Annotated in this window: 13 protein-coding genes; 5 read left to right on the top strand and 8 right to left on the bottom strand. The window is 50.1% G+C overall.

Annotation, left to right across the window (positions count from 1 at the left end):
- The first annotated feature begins 47 nt into the window (after nt 1-47).
- From JOE09_RS17155 to dagF, 4 genes are read left to right on the top strand one after another with little or no spacing between them, the layout of a single operon-like run.
- Entirely contained in the window at nt 48-797 is a 750-nt protein-coding gene (locus tag JOE09_RS17155; RefSeq protein WP_105593015.1) for a PTS mannose/fructose/sorbose/N-acetylgalactosamine transporter subunit IIC, read from the top strand.
- Nucleotides 794-1,654 (top strand): PTS system mannose/fructose/sorbose family transporter subunit IID, encoded by an 861-nt coding sequence (locus JOE09_RS17150; protein ID WP_200547103.1) that lies wholly within the window; start codon nt 794-796, stop codon nt 1,652-1,654. The genes JOE09_RS17155 and JOE09_RS17150 overlap by 4 nt, the downstream gene beginning before the upstream one ends.
- Nucleotides 1,655-1,657: 3 nt before the next feature.
- Nucleotides 1,658-2,767 carry a D-glucosaminate-6-phosphate ammonia lyase gene (gene dgaE, locus JOE09_RS17145; protein WP_205066596.1) on the top strand — a complete coding sequence of 370 codons (1,110 nt, stop codon included), beginning with the start codon at nt 1,658-1,660 and terminating at the stop codon, nt 2,765-2,767.
- Nucleotides 2,754-3,497, top strand: coding sequence for a 2-dehydro-3-deoxy-phosphogluconate aldolase (dagF, locus tag JOE09_RS17140; protein ID WP_205066595.1), 744 nt, complete (start codon nt 2,754-2,756; stop codon nt 3,495-3,497). Before dgaE ends, dagF begins: the two co-directional genes overlap by 14 nt.
- Before the next feature lie 260 nt (nt 3,498-3,757).
- Here dagF and ampC read toward each other — a convergent pair whose 3' ends face one another.
- On the bottom strand, nt 3,758-4,903 hold the full coding sequence (ampC, locus tag JOE09_RS17135) for a CMY2/MIR/ACT/EC family class C beta-lactamase (RefSeq protein ID WP_205066594.1): 1,146 nt from the start codon (nt 4,901-4,903) through the stop codon (nt 3,758-3,760).
- Nucleotides 4,904-5,170: 267 nt separating this feature from the next.
- On the opposite strand from ampC, the gene fic reads away from it, so the two are divergent.
- Complete coding sequence (gene fic / locus JOE09_RS17130) at nt 5,171-6,247, top strand: protein adenylyltransferase Fic (protein ID WP_205066593.1); 1,077 nt, start codon at nt 5,171-5,173, stop codon at nt 6,245-6,247.
- Between the two features lie 328 nt (nt 6,248-6,575).
- On the opposite strand, the gene JOE09_RS17125 is transcribed toward fic, so the two are convergent.
- From JOE09_RS17125 to zorA1, 7 genes are all read right to left on the bottom strand, one after another.
- The gene (locus JOE09_RS17125) at nt 6,576-7,523 is read right to left on the bottom strand and encodes a hypothetical protein (protein ID WP_205066592.1); all 948 of its coding nucleotides are present in this window, start codon (nt 7,521-7,523) and stop codon (nt 6,576-6,578) included.
- Between the two features lie 698 nt (nt 7,524-8,221).
- Nucleotides 8,222-8,668, bottom strand: coding sequence for a DUF6389 family protein (locus JOE09_RS17120; protein WP_205066591.1), 447 nt, complete (start codon nt 8,666-8,668; stop codon nt 8,222-8,224).
- Between the two features lie 64 nt (nt 8,669-8,732).
- Entirely contained in the window at nt 8,733-10,364 is a 1,632-nt protein-coding gene (locus JOE09_RS17115; protein WP_205066590.1) for a hypothetical protein, read from the bottom strand.
- Nucleotides 10,365-10,474: 110 nt separating this feature from the next.
- Complete coding sequence (gene zorD, locus JOE09_RS17110) at nt 10,475-13,717, bottom strand: type I Zorya anti-phage system protein ZorD (RefSeq protein ID WP_205066589.1); 3,243 nt, start codon at nt 13,715-13,717, stop codon at nt 10,475-10,477.
- On the bottom strand, nt 13,717-15,399 hold the full coding sequence (gene zorC, locus JOE09_RS17105) for a type I Zorya anti-phage system protein ZorC (RefSeq protein WP_205066588.1): 1,683 nt from the start codon (nt 15,397-15,399) through the stop codon (nt 13,717-13,719). The genes zorD and zorC overlap by 1 nt, the downstream gene beginning before the upstream one ends.
- Nucleotides 15,396-16,136: a type I Zorya anti-phage system protein ZorB1 gene (gene zorB1, locus JOE09_RS17100; RefSeq protein ID WP_200547089.1), complete on the bottom strand. Its 741-nt coding sequence runs from the start codon at nt 16,134-16,136 to the stop codon at nt 15,396-15,398. Before zorB1 ends, zorC begins: the two co-directional genes overlap by 4 nt.
- A 13-nt stretch (nt 16,137-16,149) precedes the next feature.
- Nucleotides 16,150-18,339 carry a type I Zorya anti-phage system protein ZorA1 gene (zorA1, locus tag JOE09_RS17095; RefSeq protein WP_205066587.1) on the bottom strand — a complete coding sequence of 730 codons (2,190 nt, stop codon included), beginning with the start codon at nt 18,337-18,339 and terminating at the stop codon, nt 16,150-16,152.
- Nucleotides 18,340-18,493 lie beyond the last annotated feature (154 nt).

The raw sequence follows: 18,493 nt of genomic DNA, 5'->3' as shown, positions 1-18,493 counted from the left end.
CTTTCAGGCGCAGCCCGCCTGAAGGATAAGGTGTAAAGGATAACATTATGGATACTCTACTCTTTGCAAGCCTGATGGGCCTGTACTACTGGTTTGCCCGTTTACGCCTCGGATATACCCTTTCCGCCATGCTGCTACAGCCGGTGGTGATCGCGGTGTTTGTCGGCCTGCTGTTGGGCAATATGCATACGGCGATGATTATCGGCGCGGGCATGCAGCTGGTGTACCTCGGCGTGACCTCCACGCCCGGCGGTAACGTGCCGTCGGACCCGGCGCTGGCCGCCTGTATCTCGATCCCTATCGCCGTGAAGGCCGGGATGGATCCGAACCTGGCGATTGCCCTGGCGATTCCGTTTGGCGTGATCGGCGTGTTCCTCGATCAGCTGCGCCGCACGCTGAACGCCGCCTGGGTGCATATGGCCGATAAGCACGCCGAAACCGCCAATATGTCCGGCATTATGCGCTGCGCCTTTCTCTATCCGGCGCTGCTCGGGCTGGCGCTGCGCTTCCCGGTGGTGTTTGCCGCCAACTACTTCGGTCAGAACGTGGTGGAAAGTTTCCTTAAACTGATGCCGCACTGGCTGACCCACTCCTTTGAAATCATGGGCGGGATTCTCCCGGCGCTCGGCTTCGCCATCACCATTATGGTGATTGGTAAAAAGAGCCTGCTGCCGTGGTTTATCGGCGGATTCTTTGCGGTGCTGTACCTCAAGTTAGACATCATGGCGATGGCGATCTTCGGTACCTGTGTGGCCTTCCTGATTAAGGGCCTGGCGAAAAATGAAGGAGCGGCGTGATGAGCAGCGACGTAATGCAGCATGAACTGGTGGAGCGCGCACGGGAGAGCCGGGCGCTGACCAAGGGCGATATCACCAAAGCCTGGTTTATTTACTGGCTGGGCGCGGAGGTTTCCAGCTCCTACGAGCGTTTGCAGAGCCTGATTTTCTGCGCCTCGATGACGCCGATTATCAAAAAACTGTATCCGCAGAAAGAGGAACAGGTCGAAGCGCTGAAACGCCATCTGAACTTCTTTAACTCGGAGCAGACCTTCGGCGCGGTGATCCAGGGGATCGCCATCGCCATGGAAGAGCAAAAAACGCGGGGCGAACCGATCAGCGACGCGTCGATCACCGGGATCAAAACCGGCCTGATGGGGCCGCTGGCCGGGATGGGTGACTCGATCATCTGGGCGGCGGTGATGCCGCTGCTGATCGCCATCTTTATCCCCTTCGCCGCCGGCGGCAGCGCGATGGGCGGGATTATTCCACTGATCCTCTATCCGGCGATTACCCTGGCGGTGAGCTACGGCATGATCCACAAAGGCTACACCCTGGGCCGCGACTCGATAATCGGCCTGCTGCAGGGCGGGCGGATCAAAGAGCTGATCTACGGTGCCAACGTGCTGGGGCTGATTATGATGGGCGCGCTGTCTGCCAGCTATGTGAAGATCACTACCCCGCTGAAGATCAGCGCGCTGGAAGGATCGGAAGTGGTGGTGCAGCAGATCCTGGATTCGATCGCTCCCGGCCTGCTGCCGCTGGCGGCGGTGTTCTCGGTCTACTTCTATCTGGTGAAAAAAGGGCCGCGCTACACCACCATTCTGCTGTCGATTGTCGCGCTGAGCGTGGTCTGTTCGCTGCTGGGGGTACTGTAAATCATGACGCAAAATATCTATCAACGTCTGGGGCTGAAACGGGTGATCAACGCCTGCGGCAAGATGACCATTCTGGGCGTATCCAGCGTGGCCCCGGAAGTGATGCAGGCCACGGCGCAGGCGGCGGCTGCCTTTGTGGAGATTGACCGGCTGGTGGACCGCAGCGGCGAACTGGTTTCCCGCTATACCGGCGCGGAGGCCAGCTATATCACCTCCTGCGCCTCGGCGGGGATTGCCATCGCCGTTGCCGCGGCCATTACCCGGGGCGATCCGGCCCGCGTGGCGATGATGCCGGACAGCACGGGCATGGCGAACGAGGTGGTGATGCTGCGCGGGCACAACGTGGACTACGGCGCACCGATTACCAGCGCCATCCGCCTCGGCGGCGGACGGGTGGTGGAGGTCGGCTCCAGTAATCTGTCTGCACGCTGGCAGCTGGAAAGCGCGGTTACCCCGCGCACCGCCGCACTGCTGTATGTGAAATCGCACCACTGCGTACAGAAAGGCATGCTGAGCATTGCGGACTTTGTGGCGGTCGCCCGTCAGCACGAGCTGCCGCTGATCGTCGATGCCGCCGCCGAAGAGGATCTGCACGCCTGGGTCGCCAGCGGGGCCGATATGGTGATTTACAGCGGCGCGAAGGCGTTTAACGCGCCGACTTCCGGCTTTATTACCGGTACAGCGCGCTGGATAGACGCCTGCAAAGCCCAGCACGAGGGCATTGCCCGGGCGATGAAAATCGGCAAGGAGAATATGGTCGGGCTGGTATACGCGCTGGAGAACTACCACCAGGGGCAGACCGTGGTGACCGCCGGACAGCTCCAGCCCACCGCCGAGGCGATTTCCGCGATTCGCGGGCTGGCGGCCGACATCGAGCAGGATGAGGCGGGTCGCGCCATCTGGCGTATCCGCATCCGGGTGGAGGCCAGCGTGCTGGGGCTGGACGCCCGCGAGGTAGAGACGCAGCTGCGCGGCGGGGAGATCGCGATTTATGCCCGCCGCTACAACCTGCACCAGGGCGTTTTCAGCCTCGATCCGCGTACGGTGGCAGAGGGCGAAATGGCGCTTATCGTGGCGCGTTTAAAGGAGATTGCCGAACATGCAGCAAATTAATTTTTATCGCCAGCGCGTGGCGATTAACGTGCTGGCGAAAGATATCGCCAACGCCAGGGAAATCTATGACGCCGCCGAAGGCCATGCGGTTATCGGCGTGCTTTCCGCGCAGTTTGCCTCCGTTGAGGAGGGCGTGCGCGAAGTGAAGCGCTGGACGGCCGCCGTGCCTTCCGTTTCCGTCGGGCTGGGCGCGGGCGATCCGTCGCAGTTTTATAAGGCGGCGATGATCGCCTCTGCCGTGCATCCGGCCCACGTTAACCAGACCTTTACCGGCAGCGGTTTTGCCGCCGGTGCGCTGGCGGCAACCGGCGGCGAGCAGACGCATATCAACGCGCTGGTCAGCCCCACCGGCACGCCGGGCGAGGTGCTGATCTCTACCGGGGTCAGCAGCAGCCAGGGAACGCCAGCCCGCGTCTCCTGTGATGCGGCGGTACGGATGATGCAGGATATGGGCGCACACGCGGCGAAGTTTTTCCCGATGGGCGGTGAGAAATCGCTGGCCGAGCTGCACGCGCTGGCCACCGCCGCCGCACGCAACGGTATGACGCTGATTGAACCCACCGGCGGCATCGATCTGGATAACTTCGGCATCATCCTGCAAACCTGCCTGCAGGCGGGCGTACCGCGCGTGATGCCGCATATCTACAGCTCGATTATCGATCCAACAACGGGCTGCACGCGGCCTGAAGATGTGGTGAAGCTGATGGATATGGTGAAGGGGCTGGTGTGATGAGTTATTGAGAATAGCGAATAGCAAAAGCATTAGCGGGTGCCCTGCGCGAGGAGGTCAATATTGGGCTTTTCGCCGGGCACCCGATTGGATCAGGTCAAAACAGAGAATCTAAATCACAGGCTCAGGCTCAGGCTTTTTATTGCAACTCAGAGAGCCTGTAATTTAGAGCGTGCCTGATAACCATTACGGCGGCCGATCGCACCAGTGCGACCAACCGCCGTGAAATACATCAACCTGCCGATGCAGGCTGAAAAAGGTTACTCCAGCGCGGTCAGAATGCGGTAAGCCGCCTCTACCCTGAGCGGGTTCGGGTAGCTTTTGTTCGCCAGCATCACGATGCCGATATCCTTCTGCGGGATAAACGCCACGTAGCTACCAAATCCGCCGGTAGACCCGGTTTTATGCACCCATGACGCCTGCTGACGCGGCGCGGGAGGCGCAATCTCCGTAGCTTTCATCGGGGCCAGCGCGACCTTATTATCGCTGCCGTCCACCACGCTTTTTTCCTGAAGCGGCCAGTTCAACATCTCCCAGCCCAGCCCCTGATACATATCCCCGACCTGCCAGTAGCGCGACTGCGCCAGCGCGATGCCTTTTTGCAGCGACGCATCTGTTATCTTCTCCGGCTGCATATTGGCCTGTACCCAGCGGGCCATATCCTCAATCGAGGTTTTCACGCCGTAGGCTTCCGCATCCAGCATGCCCGGAGAGACGTGCACCGCTTTCCCGTTGCGATAGCCCCAGGCATAGTTTTCAGCCTCGCCTGCCGGCACCTGATACCAGGTATGCTTCAGCGCCAACGGCTGCAGTACGCGGCTGTTCATTGCCTGCACAAAGCCCATGCCCGAAGGCTTCACCGCCAGCGCGCCGAACAGACCGATGCTGGAATTGGCATACAGACGCTTTTCCCCCGGTGCCCACTCCGGCTGCCAGGACTGGTAATAGGTTTGCAGCGCGGCTGCGTCGGTGACGTTATCCGGCACCTGTAGCGGCAGGCCACCGGCGGTATAGGTCGCCAGATGCAACAGCGTTATCCCCTGCCACTGCTTACCGGACAGCGCAGGCCAGTATTTGCTGGCCGGATCGCTCAGGCTGATTTCCCCACGGGCAATCGCATCGCCGCCCAGCACGCCGGTAAAGGTTTTACTTACCGAACCCAGCTCAAACAGGGTTTCCTGCGTGACCGGCTTCTTCGCCGCCACGTCCGCCAGTCCCCAGGTAAAGTAATGGGGTTTGCCCTGATAAATCACCGCCACCGCCATCCCCGGGATCGCCTGTTCTTTGATTAACGGCGCGATGGTGCGGTTAACCACATCGGCCAGCTGTGCGTCAGTTGTGGGTGCGGCGAAAGCGGGAGTGGATGCGGCGAGGAGCAGCGTGCCGGTGAGGAGGGGTTTTAACATGGATATCTTCCTTAATGATGGAGCGAGTGTTTTGCCACAGATGTGGCTGAAAACGGCTGCCGATAGCGCCGTAAAACATGCATTTTACCTCTCAGTATATGTCGATAAAACCGCTTTGCTTAAACATGTGGCCCGAACATGTTTATGGCATCGACACATCTGGCCGATATGTCGATAAAACACGATTTTTTAAACATGTTGGGATGACATGTTTATGGTATCGACATACTATGGCGATATGTCGATAAAAACGGTTTTTATAAACATATGAACTGGCATCCACAAACCCCTTACAACGCTTTGCCGCTCCTGCCGCCTGACCTGGAGCAGATTGAAACACGCAGTGTGCTCAAAGCGTGTATCAGTGCGCGCGCAGCAATCGCAGAGCTTAAAACTGCCGGTGAGCTGATCCCCGATCAGGCTTTACTCATCAACATCCTGCCGATGCTGGAAGCAAAAGATTCCTCACGCATTGAGAACATTGTTACCACCAGCGATCGGCTTTTTCAGTATGCTGACCGTGAAGAAGGGGCAGATCCTGCCACCAAAGAAGCATTGCGTTATCGCACAGCGCTTTATGACGCCTATACCCACCTTGAGAAATATCCGCTTTGTACAAATACCGCGATAGCTATCTGCACCAAATTGCGCGCAGTACAAACCGATATAAGGAAGACTCCGGGTACGGTATTACGCGATCAAAATAACCATGTAGTCTACACGCCACCAGTGGGTGAAGAGGCTATTCGTGACTTGCTGGCGAACTGGGAACGTTTTTTACACGGGGATGATGATTTGGACCCCCTGGTGAAAATGGCGATTGCGCACTATCAGTTTGAATGCATCCACCCATTCCCGGACGGAAATGGAAGAACGGGCCGCATCCTGAATATTCTGTATCTGATTCAGAGTGAATTGCTTTCTCTGCCGATCCTGTATTTGTCCCGTTTTATTCTGGAAAGACGCGATGATTACTACACGCTGCTGCGCAGAGTCACCGAAAACGGTGACTGGGAAGCATGGATATTATTTATGCTGGAAGCGGTGACGAGCACATCCCGATGGACGACAGACAAGATATCGATTGTGCGATCGTTGATGGCCGAAGCTGCAGAGTACGTACGTGAGAAATTGCCGAAAATCTATACTCATGAACTTGTCCAGACCCTTTTTGCGCAGCCGTACTGCCGGATCGACAACCTTGTTGAACGCGGTGTAGCAAAACGCCAGACAGCATCGGTCTACCTGAAGCAGCTGGTCGAGATTGGCGTGCTGGAGGAAATGAGCGTTGGCCGAGAAAAGCTATATATCAATACCAGGCTACTGCGTGAATTGAGTAAATAGAGTGAGTGAAATCAATAAGGGCTATTTAAACCAGTCATGAATAATACGACCACCGGATTATTCATGGTTGGTGTCATCACAGTTTTCTCGGTATTCGATGCAATTACTCTTTCATAATAACCATGGTTGAAGTTAAGTTATTAGATGTATCACCTTAAAACAAGATCGGTTAAAAATTCACTTATGGATTCATAATTACATTATTTTTACTCGAAATAGAAAAAATAAATTACAAAAAAAGAGCCAACTCCAGCCCATTTAAAATGGTCTGGAGCAGTGTAAGGATAGATACGAAATTAACTGATGGATAGTGTTTCTGTAAAGTCGATCATTCTTTAAACCATTTTGGCATTTTTGATTGACTTACAAGAATACGTTTTAATGAGTCTTGGTTATTATCATCTTTAATACAGTTTATTTCTTCAAAACCCCACATCCCATCGCGATTTGAAAAATATACTGTATACTTGTCTGTATTAAATCCAAAATAATGCTCCGTTGAATCACTAATATTGACTGAACCACACATTGCAGAAGTATGCCATTCACTACTAGTAGCCCAATCGAGTACGAGCACTATAAAATTTTCAGCCCAATGAGGCACAGCAAATAGCAGTAATGATGTTAACATGATGACTCCAAAAATAGTCATCAACTGATGCCCCTTTAACTGATTTGATACCAATAGGAAAATACCGTATGAAATCGGTTGTAATAACATGAAAAAATAAATAGCAAAAAAAGCAAATTTCCATCCGAATTCAAGCAACGGAGAATCATTTACATCCATATTACTCATTTGCATAAAATAACTAGCCGCATATGCACTTGTAATAAAATAAAGTAAAGATGAACCACTGATAAACAGAACTTTAAGTTTACTAAAGACAATATGATTCCCACGATCGAGGTCATAAAAGGTAAATACACCGCTAATAACAACGAATATAATAAACATCAAAATAAGCCATCTCGCAAGCCACACGAGACCTATATTTAGAAAAAATAAAGATGAGATAAAGAACAACCAAGCTAGTAGAGATAACCCTCCTGAAATTTTCTTGACGACCTTGTCATTGTTAAAATAAATAAAATAATATATTACTTTGTTAAAAGAATCCTTTTGAAAGTAACAAATAACTACCGTAAAAAAAAGAGAGAGTGTAATAACCCATTCTTTAAAAGGGAATTCGCGCCCAACAAGAAAAACATTAGAAATTAAAAATAGCGATAGAATTATATAAAGAAAATACGATTTTATCTTTTGGTATAACATAGAATTTTATCCATAAAATGATAGGAAGTTAAATTATAAGCACGCAGAAACTATCGCAAAATAACTTTAATTCGACGCTAGATTCTATTATTTTTCTCGTTATCTACGTACTCCTGATAATGATTATATTCAAGGAAGTGAGATGCTTTTTAACAACAGGAACGCTCTACTATTTTATGTAACGTTATGTTTATTTTGGATATAATACCCAATATCGAAAATCACTTACAATATTATTTAACGAAAAGGCTTTTCCTCATAGTTCATTTTTTATGCCAGAGCTCCACGATGTAAGTACCGTTATCACGGAGTCCATAGTAAACCTTAAAGCCGTTGCGGCATGCTTACGGCTGTACTGAATAGCAAAACGGCAGATACATTCAAGATGATTTTGAGATCTAATCGCCCAGTGAATTTCCATTTATCAGGATTTCTTTAAACGATTGGCAAAATTCACTATTCCCGAGTGACTTATCACAGGGTCAGTATTAACATCTGCAAGATCAACCTGGATACTCTTGTTATAGCATCCTCCTTCGACAAACATACCGAACAGCGCTTCTTAATAACTCAGAAGTTGTAACAACCTAACCAGCTCCCCCCATTTATTTCACAGACATCAAACAATTTTAACATTATGTATCTTTATCTTGACGGTGTTGTATTTAGGTTAGAATCACGTGATGACCAACTAAAAATCACATACTTTTCAGAGGAATAAGTCCTTCAGGCTTTGAGCATTCTTCTCCAAAAGTATATGCCGGGATACCTAAGCCACCTGAAAGAGCCCATATTTCCTGAACCCAATTAATACTCACTTCTACAATCAAATCATTGACCGAGAAGCTAGTTTCTTCAGGGCAAAATAGAGGAACATCCGGTTGTAACTTACCCTCGCTATACTTCACATCGAATAATACCCGATAGGGTGCGATCACCTGATTAAGTAGATACAAGTCCGGGCCACAAAGGTGGACAATGATTGAAAACATGCCTTCCTCATCCTGAGTAGGATGGATGCCAACCTCAGTAATACACGCTTTTTCAGGAAGAATACGATTAATATTGATAATCTTATCGATAGCCTCCTGCGTGTGTAATTTCAGAATATTTTGCAACACTGACGCGTATTCACCCTTTGTCATATCCTGGCTTCCCTTTAGGCTGTTGCCTTACAATAATTAGTAGACGATTATCGCCTCTACAGCTTTAAACCTTACACTCGCTCAGAGCCTTCTCTAACCGTTCACGAATACCTTCTTCTGGCTCATGTTGATAAGCGGCGACAAGCAATTCATGCAATTCAACAGGGTGCTTCTCCAGCGGCCAGTTTTCCAGAGCATTCAATGCCATATGACGGTTACGGATGACAGGACTGCATAAACCTGTTTTGATGAGCTTCCATCCCTTACCGGGAAAACGTTTAAGATCCTGCAGAATAAAACCTAGCGCGCTGTGCTGCTGGTACTGTGGCCCCAGGCCCATTTGCGTATCGGGTCCTGTTGCTATCGCGGGCAGATCCAGCTGTGACTCCGCCAGAGCCAGAATCTGTTCAAGGCGCTCTACAGATTCGGTCTGCATCAATTCATACCAGTTACTCACTTCCGGACAAAGTGACTGACTGGCGAAAATTGCGCCCCAGTAATCGATCTCTAACCGCTTAGCGGCCTGAATCGTCAGGTAGTGTGGATTTTCACTGAGCGTCAGATCCTTTTCGACCTTCTCCCGCCATTTTGGCTGGTCAAGAATAACTCCAGCATCATCACTCATTTTCTGCCTGAGCTCTTTGCTCCAGCCTTTTGCCAGCAGAGATTCCCAGTTTTTATCCTTGTCATTAACAAAGTCGCCGATAATTCCAGCGTTCAACAGGTGATTTATATTGTCATCCGCAGTTTGCCGCACTAACGCCAGAAAACGATGGCAGGCCTGCGCACCGTCAGCATAGTCATCTATATCTCGCGCTGGACCGCCGTTAATTAGTACAGAAAGAATATCACCCGCGCCAATAAGCAGCCCGGAATCAACATTATCGTTCGTCAGCGCAGTAAGAAGCTGCCCCTTAGTGGCACAATCCCAGGCGGTGTATTCCAGCATCACGGAATTGGAGTAACCTTCGCGCAGCAACCAGTCTTTGGTCGCTGCGGAAACATCGTCCGGCAAACGCTCAATAAGCTGAATCCTACCCCATCCTGTTACCCTTTTTGCAAGCTTAAACAGCGCCTCTTCAAGGCATTCTGCAGGAAGCATGTTACGCAGCGCTACAACAGTGAAAAGAGTAAATTCCTCGTGCAATCCAAGCGTGGCCACCAGCGTTTTGTTCTCGTCTGATGGAAAATAGGCCAGCAAAGCGATCGCGCATTTCACCGGGTTGCGATCGGGGCTTTCGACTGCCAGCCAATGCATCAGATCGCATAATTTTGGCGGAGAAAGTGAAGGGGACTGCAGCAGCTTTTCCATCAGCAAATCGATGTAATCAAGCGGGGACTCATCGGTGAGCAAGGCATAAAGTTTTTGCATATTGCTTTTAGAGGGATGTTCAAGCACGGCAATTAACATATCGAGCAGCTGTTCTGCTGTTTCTTCCGCAGTAGAGCCTCCGCCATGATGCCCAAAAGCGCCATCAATGCCGCCCGCCACCCAGCGAAGCTCCCCTTTCAGCCTATTTTCATCAGGGAGAATCTGCGCTTTTTCGGGCAGTGGCTCATTCTCTTTGGCATAAGGCAATAAATACTGATAGATACTTTGCCGGTTAATTTCCCACGGGATCGGGAATACCAAACCGGCTGGGGTGCTCTGCGTAGGGTTTGCCTTGCCAAAGATTTTTGCCAACCATTTTTTCATGCTGATTTCCTTATCAAAGATTCCGTTTAATCCAGTTGCAGGGACAGTGAACAATGTCCTCTGCAATAGAATTGATTACTGTTTAGTTATGTAAGGCGAATTGAATAGGTTTAAGCCCCTTTCAGAATCACCTCAAAATCGGCACCACTCAGATCAGGAGTGGCGCAAAGCATATCTCTCGCCAATGAACGTCTTCGCTGAAGAAGATCATCCAAGGTTTCTTCGAACGTGGTGATTTCGCTGTCCCTTACCGTCGGGTAATAGACATAGACGTCTTTAGTTTGCCCAATTCGATACGCCCGGTCCGTTGCCTGATCTTCTTTGGCTGGATTCCAGCATCGAGTGAAGTGAATAACATGATTGGCTTTCTGGACGTTAACACCGAACCCAACTGCGACCGTAGAGAGAATGATCACTCCAAATCCAGGCTGGGCTTGAAAATCGTCAATCAGGCGCTGACGGCTGTTTTGGCTGTGACTGTTGGTACTGGTATCACCATTAATTATTACGGGGCGTAAACCAAATTTTTGATGGATAGCATGTTGAAGTTCACGCTGTAAATCTCGTAACTCAGTAAAAATAATCACTTTATCTTTAGTGCTGTGTTTTATCTCACCGAGTATTTTCAGCAACCAGTTAAGCTTAGGTGAGTTATCACGAAAACGTGGTTCAGGATTCACGACGGCAGGGTGTGCGCAAATAAGCTTTAATCGGTGCAACAAACTCAGCATACCTGCTCCCACCTGCTGCATCCCTTCGCTTAATGCTTGCTGTTGTTGCCAGTTTGCAACAGACGAAAGATAGAGCTGTTTTTGTACACCAGAAAACGCCAATTGCTTACAACTTTCCACTTCAATTTTTTGTGGTAAATCACGGGCGACCTCTTCTTTAGTTCGCCGTAATGTCTGGGGCTCAATCAGCGCTCGCAAACGTTCCAGTCGCTCCGTATCGCGCCCTGCCTCATTTTCTATGGCACGAACATAGTGTTTACCAAATTCATTGAGTGCCCCTAACAATCCTGGCTGCGCAAAATCAAATAAGCTCCACAGGTCTACAAGCGTGTTTTCAACAGGCGTACCGGTGCACGCCACTTTAAACCGGGCCTGTACAGCATTGGCAGCATGCGTGATTAGCGCAGCGGGATTTTTGATTTTCTGAGCCTCGTCGCACACCATAATGGACCAGGGCTGGCGTGCCAGTGAAAACTCCTGATCGCGAAGCGTTTCGTAAGTCGTCAGAATGATTTTCGCCTCACCTTGCCAGCCAGGTTTAAGTAGGTTCTTTATTCCCTGGGACTGCAGATGAGCTGGAATAGCCTGTTTGGGATATTTCACTGCTTTGATTGTTTCGCCATACAATTTCAACACGGGTATGCCCGAGGTGTGGAAGAAATTGTTCAGCTCTCGTTCCCAGTTATCTAAAAGAGAGACAGGGGCAACAATGAGGCTTGGCGGTTCCTGCGGAAATTTTTCGATAAACCATACCAGGAAACTCAGAATTTGCAGCGTTTTTCCCAACCCCATATCATCGGCAAGCAGGCAGCCAGCGGTTTCCTCAGGTGAACGAAGGAAGAGCTGCTGAAGCCAGGCCACACCTTCACGTTGATGATCTTTGAGTCGGATATGCTCTTTAAGGCTCAGGGGAATTTCAGGCTCGGCATGACGCGCATTAAGAAGTGAATCCCGGCGCTGTTTAATGTAAGCCGCTTCTTCAATATTTTGCTCAATTTTGAGTACGGCACGGCCCGGTTTATCAGCAGCATGTTCCTGATCCCCCCTTTCCGCCTCCAGCTTTTTTTCCCAGTTTTTAGTGAGTTTTTTGGCTACATCCAGTGATAACTCACTGTCATTCCAGGGTGCGGTGATCTGGGTTTCACCAGCGGCTTCTGCCTGGGCGATTCTCTCCCGAAGCTCATCCAACTGGTGAGCGTTTTCAGATTGCCAGCCATCCAGTATTTCGGTTGAAAACTCTGAAAAATCCATATCATCAGGAAGCCAGCTTTCGCTTTCGGCCTTGGTCAGCCACGGAGAGGAAATTTTCTCAAATTCACCGATGCCTATTACCCGATCGCCATACTTGGCAATATCCAGAACATCGGAAAATTCTTTCCCTTCAATTTCCTGTTGCCAGCGGATCAGCAATGCCTGGCAATCGCACCACTGCCGATCGGTGAACTGACTTAACTCCAGTTCATAACCTTGCCAGGAGCCTGCAGGCATCTGTGCTGCGACGCTAATGCCAAGTTGCTGAATGAATTTTTCAAGCTCCCAGGGCGCAGTGAATACAAACGTAGTTTCTGGCTGCGGAACAGGCGAAACAGGTTCAAGCAACAGCGTCACGTCCACAATCTTATTCTCAGCATTCTGCTGAGGTATCAACTTGAAATGGTGAAAGAAAATTCCGGCATCAAACAACGCCTGTTCATGTTTTTCGGGAGCGATAACATCGGCGGCGTCTTCGCCTAAAAATGTATAGGGATTGCGAACAAACGAAAGCGCTTCGCTTCCCGCCACTCGCCTTCCAGGGATTGAATGTAATGAATTCAGCACTTCTTTCACTTCAGGGGTGATGATGACGTGGCTGAGTTCGCCATTAACACCAGGAATACGATAGCTATCGTGAACCTGCGAGTTCTTGTCAAAACTGCCCAGCCAGTTAGCCGGCTGATCCTCAAAATGCGGTTCAATTTCAATAACCGCAGTATCAGCAATCGTTGCTTTACGTAAACGCAATGACAATGATGTTGGTTTGACGACGTTCGTTTTCTCTAAATAATCATCAAATTTTGCGGCAGCTTGTTTTGCACATTTGCGGATAGTGGCCCATCCCAGCTGGTTAGTGGTTTCACCGGAAGCATGACTTTGTTGAACCTTTAGCTGTTCTGTTGCTTTTAAGAGTGCCCAGTTTTCCCGTGATAACAGGTACTGCTCACCCTCATCGGTAAAAATGGCCCCAGTACGACTAAAATGGATGGGGCGACGGGCGGGAAGCGTGGCCCATCCATCAATCCAGACACGAAAATCACTGTCGCTTAATGCACCACGTGAACACAGGCTGGCGCGTAATGGCAGCACGTCAGGTATACCGATCAGAGGCAAACTGCTGGCGTGTTCTTCATCTTCCAACAGGCGATACAAAGCATCCCAGCTCAACAGCCATCGATCTGTTAGTGATATCAGATAGTCTTCTTCAGCCAGCTGCTCAAGCCAGGAGGCCAGAGCCCAAAGCTGTGAATCCTCAACCACCGATAATGGAAAGCTGAGGCCACTGTCCTCAACCTGATACTGATTCTTTAGATGGCGCTCTATCTGCTGACGGTCACCCGTCAGTCTACTTAACAGACGTTTCAGCATTATTGTATCCAGTAACGATGCGGTTCTTTTGCCACGGGCGCAAAGCCTAGTCGTAACAATTCCCTTTCTATTGCGTCATCAGGCATCTTGAGCTGTACAGACAACAATCCGCCATTTTGTCGGTTATCGCTGACGATACACGACGAGTTTTCTACCAAGTGCTGTATTGCCGTATCCCTCAGCGGGTTGATGATTTTGATATTAGATACAGAGGCAGGAGTGGACGCTTTTTTATCGATAAATTTGACGGGTTCTTCCGCCATCCACCGAATTCCCAACTTACGTAGCTCATCGTCATATTTCAACATCCAACCCGTTATACGGACTTTGTTATAGCCCTCGGCTCGTGGCGTATGGGGAAGTCTGACAGCGCAGCGACTCTGATTTTTTAGGTGAATGTTGATATCAAGTGTGCTTGATTCTGGATTAAATGGCGCGTTACCTATTTTATAGGCATACATCGCGTTTCCTGTTCCTGAAAACTCAACGAACAGATAATTGTTAATCTGCATAATCATGGCGTTATCGAGGCTACGTCCACCTCTTAACTCGCTTAACCGTCCCTTGTTTTCTTCACGGAATTTCACAAAGTCACTTCCGCGATCTTGCCAGGCATCAGCTCCCATGACGATTCGGGTGAATCCCATCTGATTGGCAAAACGCAGCCAGTAGTGCAGTCGCGCCTGATCGACATCGCCGTTTCCACGCAGCAGTTCAAAGAAATGTGTCAGATCCTGTTTTGCCAACCATCCCCGAACCATTGCCGCAACCGACTCGGAGACATACTGATGCCATTTATTCTGCTGGCTTTTCAATTGGGGATTATCCCAGTATTCCAGTGCAGCCTGCTTCAGCGCGGAATGTGCCTGATCGCGATAAACTGAATGGTAATAGCGGGTCAGGGTCGCCGTCATGATGTCATCACGAAAACGTACCCACTGCGCGGCCAGACCTAACAACCAGTTAATTTTTTCCATAAACTGGGGATCGTCAAGTGTGTCAAGTTGCGCTAAAAGCACCGTAAAAATGCGCTTCCACAGCCAGCTGCTATCGGGAATTTGCGCAATTTTCTCTAACGACGACAGTGAATTACTTTCCCCCGCCAGCAACTGCCTGGAGATGACGCCCCCGGCCTGCGGGGTAAATATATCGTGATAAAACTCGATGGTTTTCATCCACGATTTTTCTCGCCGTATCGCGGCTTTCACCACGAAATAGCCTTGAGCGATATGCCCACGCAGTACGCACCAGTGAGGGTTAGCCTCGGGTAATTCACGCTGGTAGGCAAAATAGCTTGAACAAAGCGCAGCCCAATCCTTGCGTTTCAGCGTCTTAGTTTCAAGCCTTCTTTTGATGGCATCGTCTACCTCAGGAAAGAACGCATCATCCTCCAGCAGTATTGGCTGGTCAGGATATGACGGATCGTTATCGGCAAGTCCATAAAATACCATCCGCCACTCTCGTTCCGTGAGTTCTTCAGCGAGACGGAGGCGGCGCAAAGCCGCCAACCGCATTTCCTGCGGCGGTGAAGGAATTTTTTCAGCCTTATCAAAACGCTTTTCCATATCAAGGGCAGCGGAGGCCAGCGAATGGAAATCATTTTGCAGATAACCGTCATCCCGTTTTTGGAATGCGAGCCTCCCAGCAATGCGTTGAGAAAGAGCGCTCAGAGCGGGCGTCATTGGGGCATTACCAGCTGGCACACTTCTTTATTCACGACCGGGGGGAAATCCACCTCATCGGCCTTATCCCGCTTATCCTTCAACCCGAAGAACTGCATACGTAACTCGACCCGTCGGCTGGCTTCTTTGCTTTCTTTCGCATTGTTAAAGGAGACGCCCCCCGCCAGGAACAGCTTACGAATTTGCAGCTGCTGTTGCGCAGAAAGGTTCTTTTGCAAAGGGCTGCGGCTGTCGAGCAGGCTACACATCACCCATTCAGAACGCTGTAGCGAAAGATGCAGGTTATACAAATATGAGCCGTCGGTATCGGTAAACCCTTCAATGACAATTTGCTTGAACCACTTTTGCCCTTCTTCACTGTCGGCCGCTTCCAGCACCAGCGGAACAACATCCTGCAACGCTTTTTGGCCCTCAGCATTCAGGAAAAATTGATTGTGATTGAAACGCCCTGCCTCACCAAAGCTGATGCGATTATCATGGCAGTCCACCACGATGGTTTTGTTCATGTTTCGGGCATGCAGTTCAAGGCGTTCACACAGTCGGGATATATCCTGCCCTCTTGTTTTTTCACCTTGCTCCGCTCGTTGAATGCGTTGCGTAACGGAGCTCAATGACGCCACCATAACGACTAAAAATAGCACCATCATGGCCGTCATCAGATCGGCATAGGAGATCCAGAATGGTTTCTCCGCTTCATCGCCGCGGCGCTTTTTAACGCCAAATGCGTTTCCAAACATCAGCCGTTACTCCTCAGGCGCGCACACGCGACAGAACATCATCAAGCTCGCTGACGCTGTCTCCAATCTGTTCGACAGAGCTGGCAAGCAAACTAGAGGCTTTTGCCATTTCAACGTCCAGCTTGCCCATTGTTTTATCCAGACTGCGTAAAACACCTTCAGAGAAGTCTTCAAATCCTTTCCCGAGCACGCCACTGACATTTTCCATAAAGTCCTGCGCTTCCCGGTTATAGCTCTGCAGACGCTCACCGTGCTGTTTGAGGTCGGCAATAAATTGATGACGCGTGGCTTGTTCAGACTGCGTATTGGCAGCAAGCAGTTCCAGCATGGCAATCGATTTGCTCACTGCTTCGCGATTATTACGGTAATCAGCCACAACGGACGACAGTTCGCTGGTAGCAAGGGAAAGTGATGCCCCTGCTGATTGCGCTTTATTCAGCACTTCAGCGGTAATGTGATTGGCTTCTGAAACCCGATCGCCAGCATGTTCAAAGCGCTCAGCTGCCAAACGCATTTTGTCCGCACCATTTTGCATATCCTGAATCTGCCGGTTAGTTTGTTCCGCAAGCATGCGGAGTGTTTCGGTCGTTCCCTGATGCTGGCTGGCAACAGTGTCAATCAGCTGTTTAATTTGATCGTCAACCTCACTCATCACACGCTGTGTTTGTTCATGCAGGGACTGCTGGCTCGCTTGCTGATTCAATGAAATCTGTTGCTGCCCCTTATCCATCTGCCCAAACAGGCTACCCAGTTGTTCGCCAAGCGCTTCAACCGACGTTGCCATTTTTTCCATTGTGGCGCTTTGCCCCTGCTGCACCGAGTTCTGAATGGCTTCAATAAACGCAGCCATATGTTCTGCCTGCGCTTTTTCTCGTGCTTCGCTATCGGCGAACATTTTTTCCAGCTGCCGAGCCATACGTTCACCGGCCCCTTCACCCTCCGCCCCAATTTTAGCCACTGAGGCCTGAAGGCTGGTCAGCATGTCATTCATGCCAGCCTGCATAGCCTGCTGGCCAGATTTCATCTCTGATAACAGTTGCTCAATGAGTTGCGCACTGCCCTGACGGGAATCATCGCTCACCTGACGCATGTCCTGTAATAAGGTGGAGAAGCCGGTTTGCATTGACTGAATAGCGCCAACGGTTTGGCCCATCATGTCGTTGAGATTCGTAAACTGCTGACCAAAGGTGGTATCGAGCTTGGCCATAAATGCCGTCAGCACATCCTGCAGCATATGCTGTACCATGCCGCTTTGATCGCCACTGGCGGTCTGTACGGCCCCGGCAATTTTATCCAGCGGCGACTTAAGGCTGTTTTCAATTGCGCCACTCACCTGCTCGGCAAACTGTTGTCCTGATTCACGGTAAGTGGTGCTAAGCGTTGCAGCCAGTCGCTCGTTTTCCTCTTTCTGGCTTTCAGCCAGATGCAGCAACATATCGCGCAAATCGGTGACCAGACTTTCTTTCAAATGGCGGGCCTGGGTCGCGCTTTCATCACTGGATTTGACCAGTGAAGCAAGGTACTCCTCTCCAACGCCGCTGTTATAGAGGGAATCCAGGGCCGCAGTGAATTTTTCCAGCTGCTTGTAGCATTTCGCCAGATAGAATTTTTCGAGCCAGGTGATAATGATAGAAAACGTAATCGCGAATGCTGAGCCCAGGAATGCATATAACACATCCCGTAACAGGTTATTGACGCTGCTGGAGACCTGCTCTGGCGTGCTGGGGTCGAAGTGGCTGAGGCCAATCATCAAACCATAGAAAGTGCCGATAATCCCTACGCCGGTCAGAATACCGGGCAGGTGTTTGAAGAATTCAGTATTCAGCGGAATATCGACCAGTTGCTCTTCCGAGAAAAAGCTGGCGCTCGGAACGGTAGCGCGAATTCGAACGATTTTCTCTTCCCCGTTCTCCAGTTCACGCTGCGGGTGCAGGGAATCTTTGAACTCATTCCACGCATGCTTGAGTTCAGGCCCCTGGAACAGGCTTTTAAGCTGTTCTAGTTGGGCGTCTGGTGCACTGGCTCCAACGCTGCTGATTGACTTTGTATATTTTTTTAGGTCATTAGCAATTTTTATGGCTCTGGATAAATAAAAGAAAATAAAGCAGACAAATGAAAAGATGACGAGGCCGATAACGGTGTAAGGTACCCAATGGGGTTCCACAGACGTAAGCGCCACTAAGAGGGAATTAAGCCAAGACATTATTTTATCCGTTTAATATATTAATCCATAATCAGAATTACCATCGACAATATTCTGATTGCCTTTAATCAAAATTAATATGCTGCAATGGTTTACGCCGTGGAGCTCTACTGTGCCTGTAAGACCTCAGTCCCACCAAAGGGATGAACGGTAA

Source organism: Pantoea coffeiphila (assembly GCF_016909495.1).
In the GTDB taxonomy this organism is placed as follows: Bacteria; Pseudomonadota; Gammaproteobacteria; order Enterobacterales; family Enterobacteriaceae; genus Erwinia; species Erwinia coffeiphila.
The sequence above is the reverse complement of the archived record's forward strand: the minus strand, read 5'-3'. Positions and strand labels throughout refer to the sequence as shown.

Bases quoted from the DNA above. Each gene is read 5' to 3' on its own strand.
- JOE09_RS17155 (WP_105593015.1), top strand. From the start codon at position 48: ATGGATACTCTACTCTTTGCAAGCCTGATGGGCCTGTACTACTGGTTT.
- dgaE (WP_205066596.1), top strand. From the start codon at position 1,658: ATGACGCAAAATATCTATCAACGTCTGGGGCTGAAACGGGTGATCAAC.
- dagF (WP_205066595.1), top strand. From the start codon at position 2,754: ATGCAGCAAATTAATTTTTATCGCCAGCGCGTGGCGATTAACGTGCTG.
- ampC (WP_205066594.1), bottom strand. From the start codon at position 4,903: ATGTTAAAACCCCTCCTCACCGGCACGCTGCTCCTCGCCGCATCCACT.
- fic (WP_205066593.1), top strand. From the start codon at position 5,171: ATGAACTGGCATCCACAAACCCCTTACAACGCTTTGCCGCTCCTGCCG.
- JOE09_RS17125 (WP_205066592.1), bottom strand. From the start codon at position 7,523: ATGTTATACCAAAAGATAAAATCGTATTTTCTTTATATAATTCTATCG.
- JOE09_RS17120 (WP_205066591.1), bottom strand. From the start codon at position 8,668: ATGACAAAGGGTGAATACGCGTCAGTGTTGCAAAATATTCTGAAATTA.
- JOE09_RS17115 (WP_205066590.1), bottom strand. From the start codon at position 10,364: ATGAAAAAATGGTTGGCAAAAATCTTTGGCAAGGCAAACCCTACGCAG.
- zorD (WP_205066589.1), bottom strand. From the start codon at position 13,717: ATGCTGAAACGTCTGTTAAGTAGACTGACGGGTGACCGTCAGCAGATA.
- zorC (WP_205066588.1), bottom strand. From the start codon at position 15,399: ATGACGCCCGCTCTGAGCGCTCTTTCTCAACGCATTGCTGGGAGGCTC.
- zorB1 (WP_200547089.1), bottom strand. From the start codon at position 16,136: ATGTTTGGAAACGCATTTGGCGTTAAAAAGCGCCGCGGCGATGAAGCG.
- zorA1 (WP_205066587.1), bottom strand. From the start codon at position 18,339: ATGTCTTGGCTTAATTCCCTCTTAGTGGCGCTTACGTCTGTGGAACCC.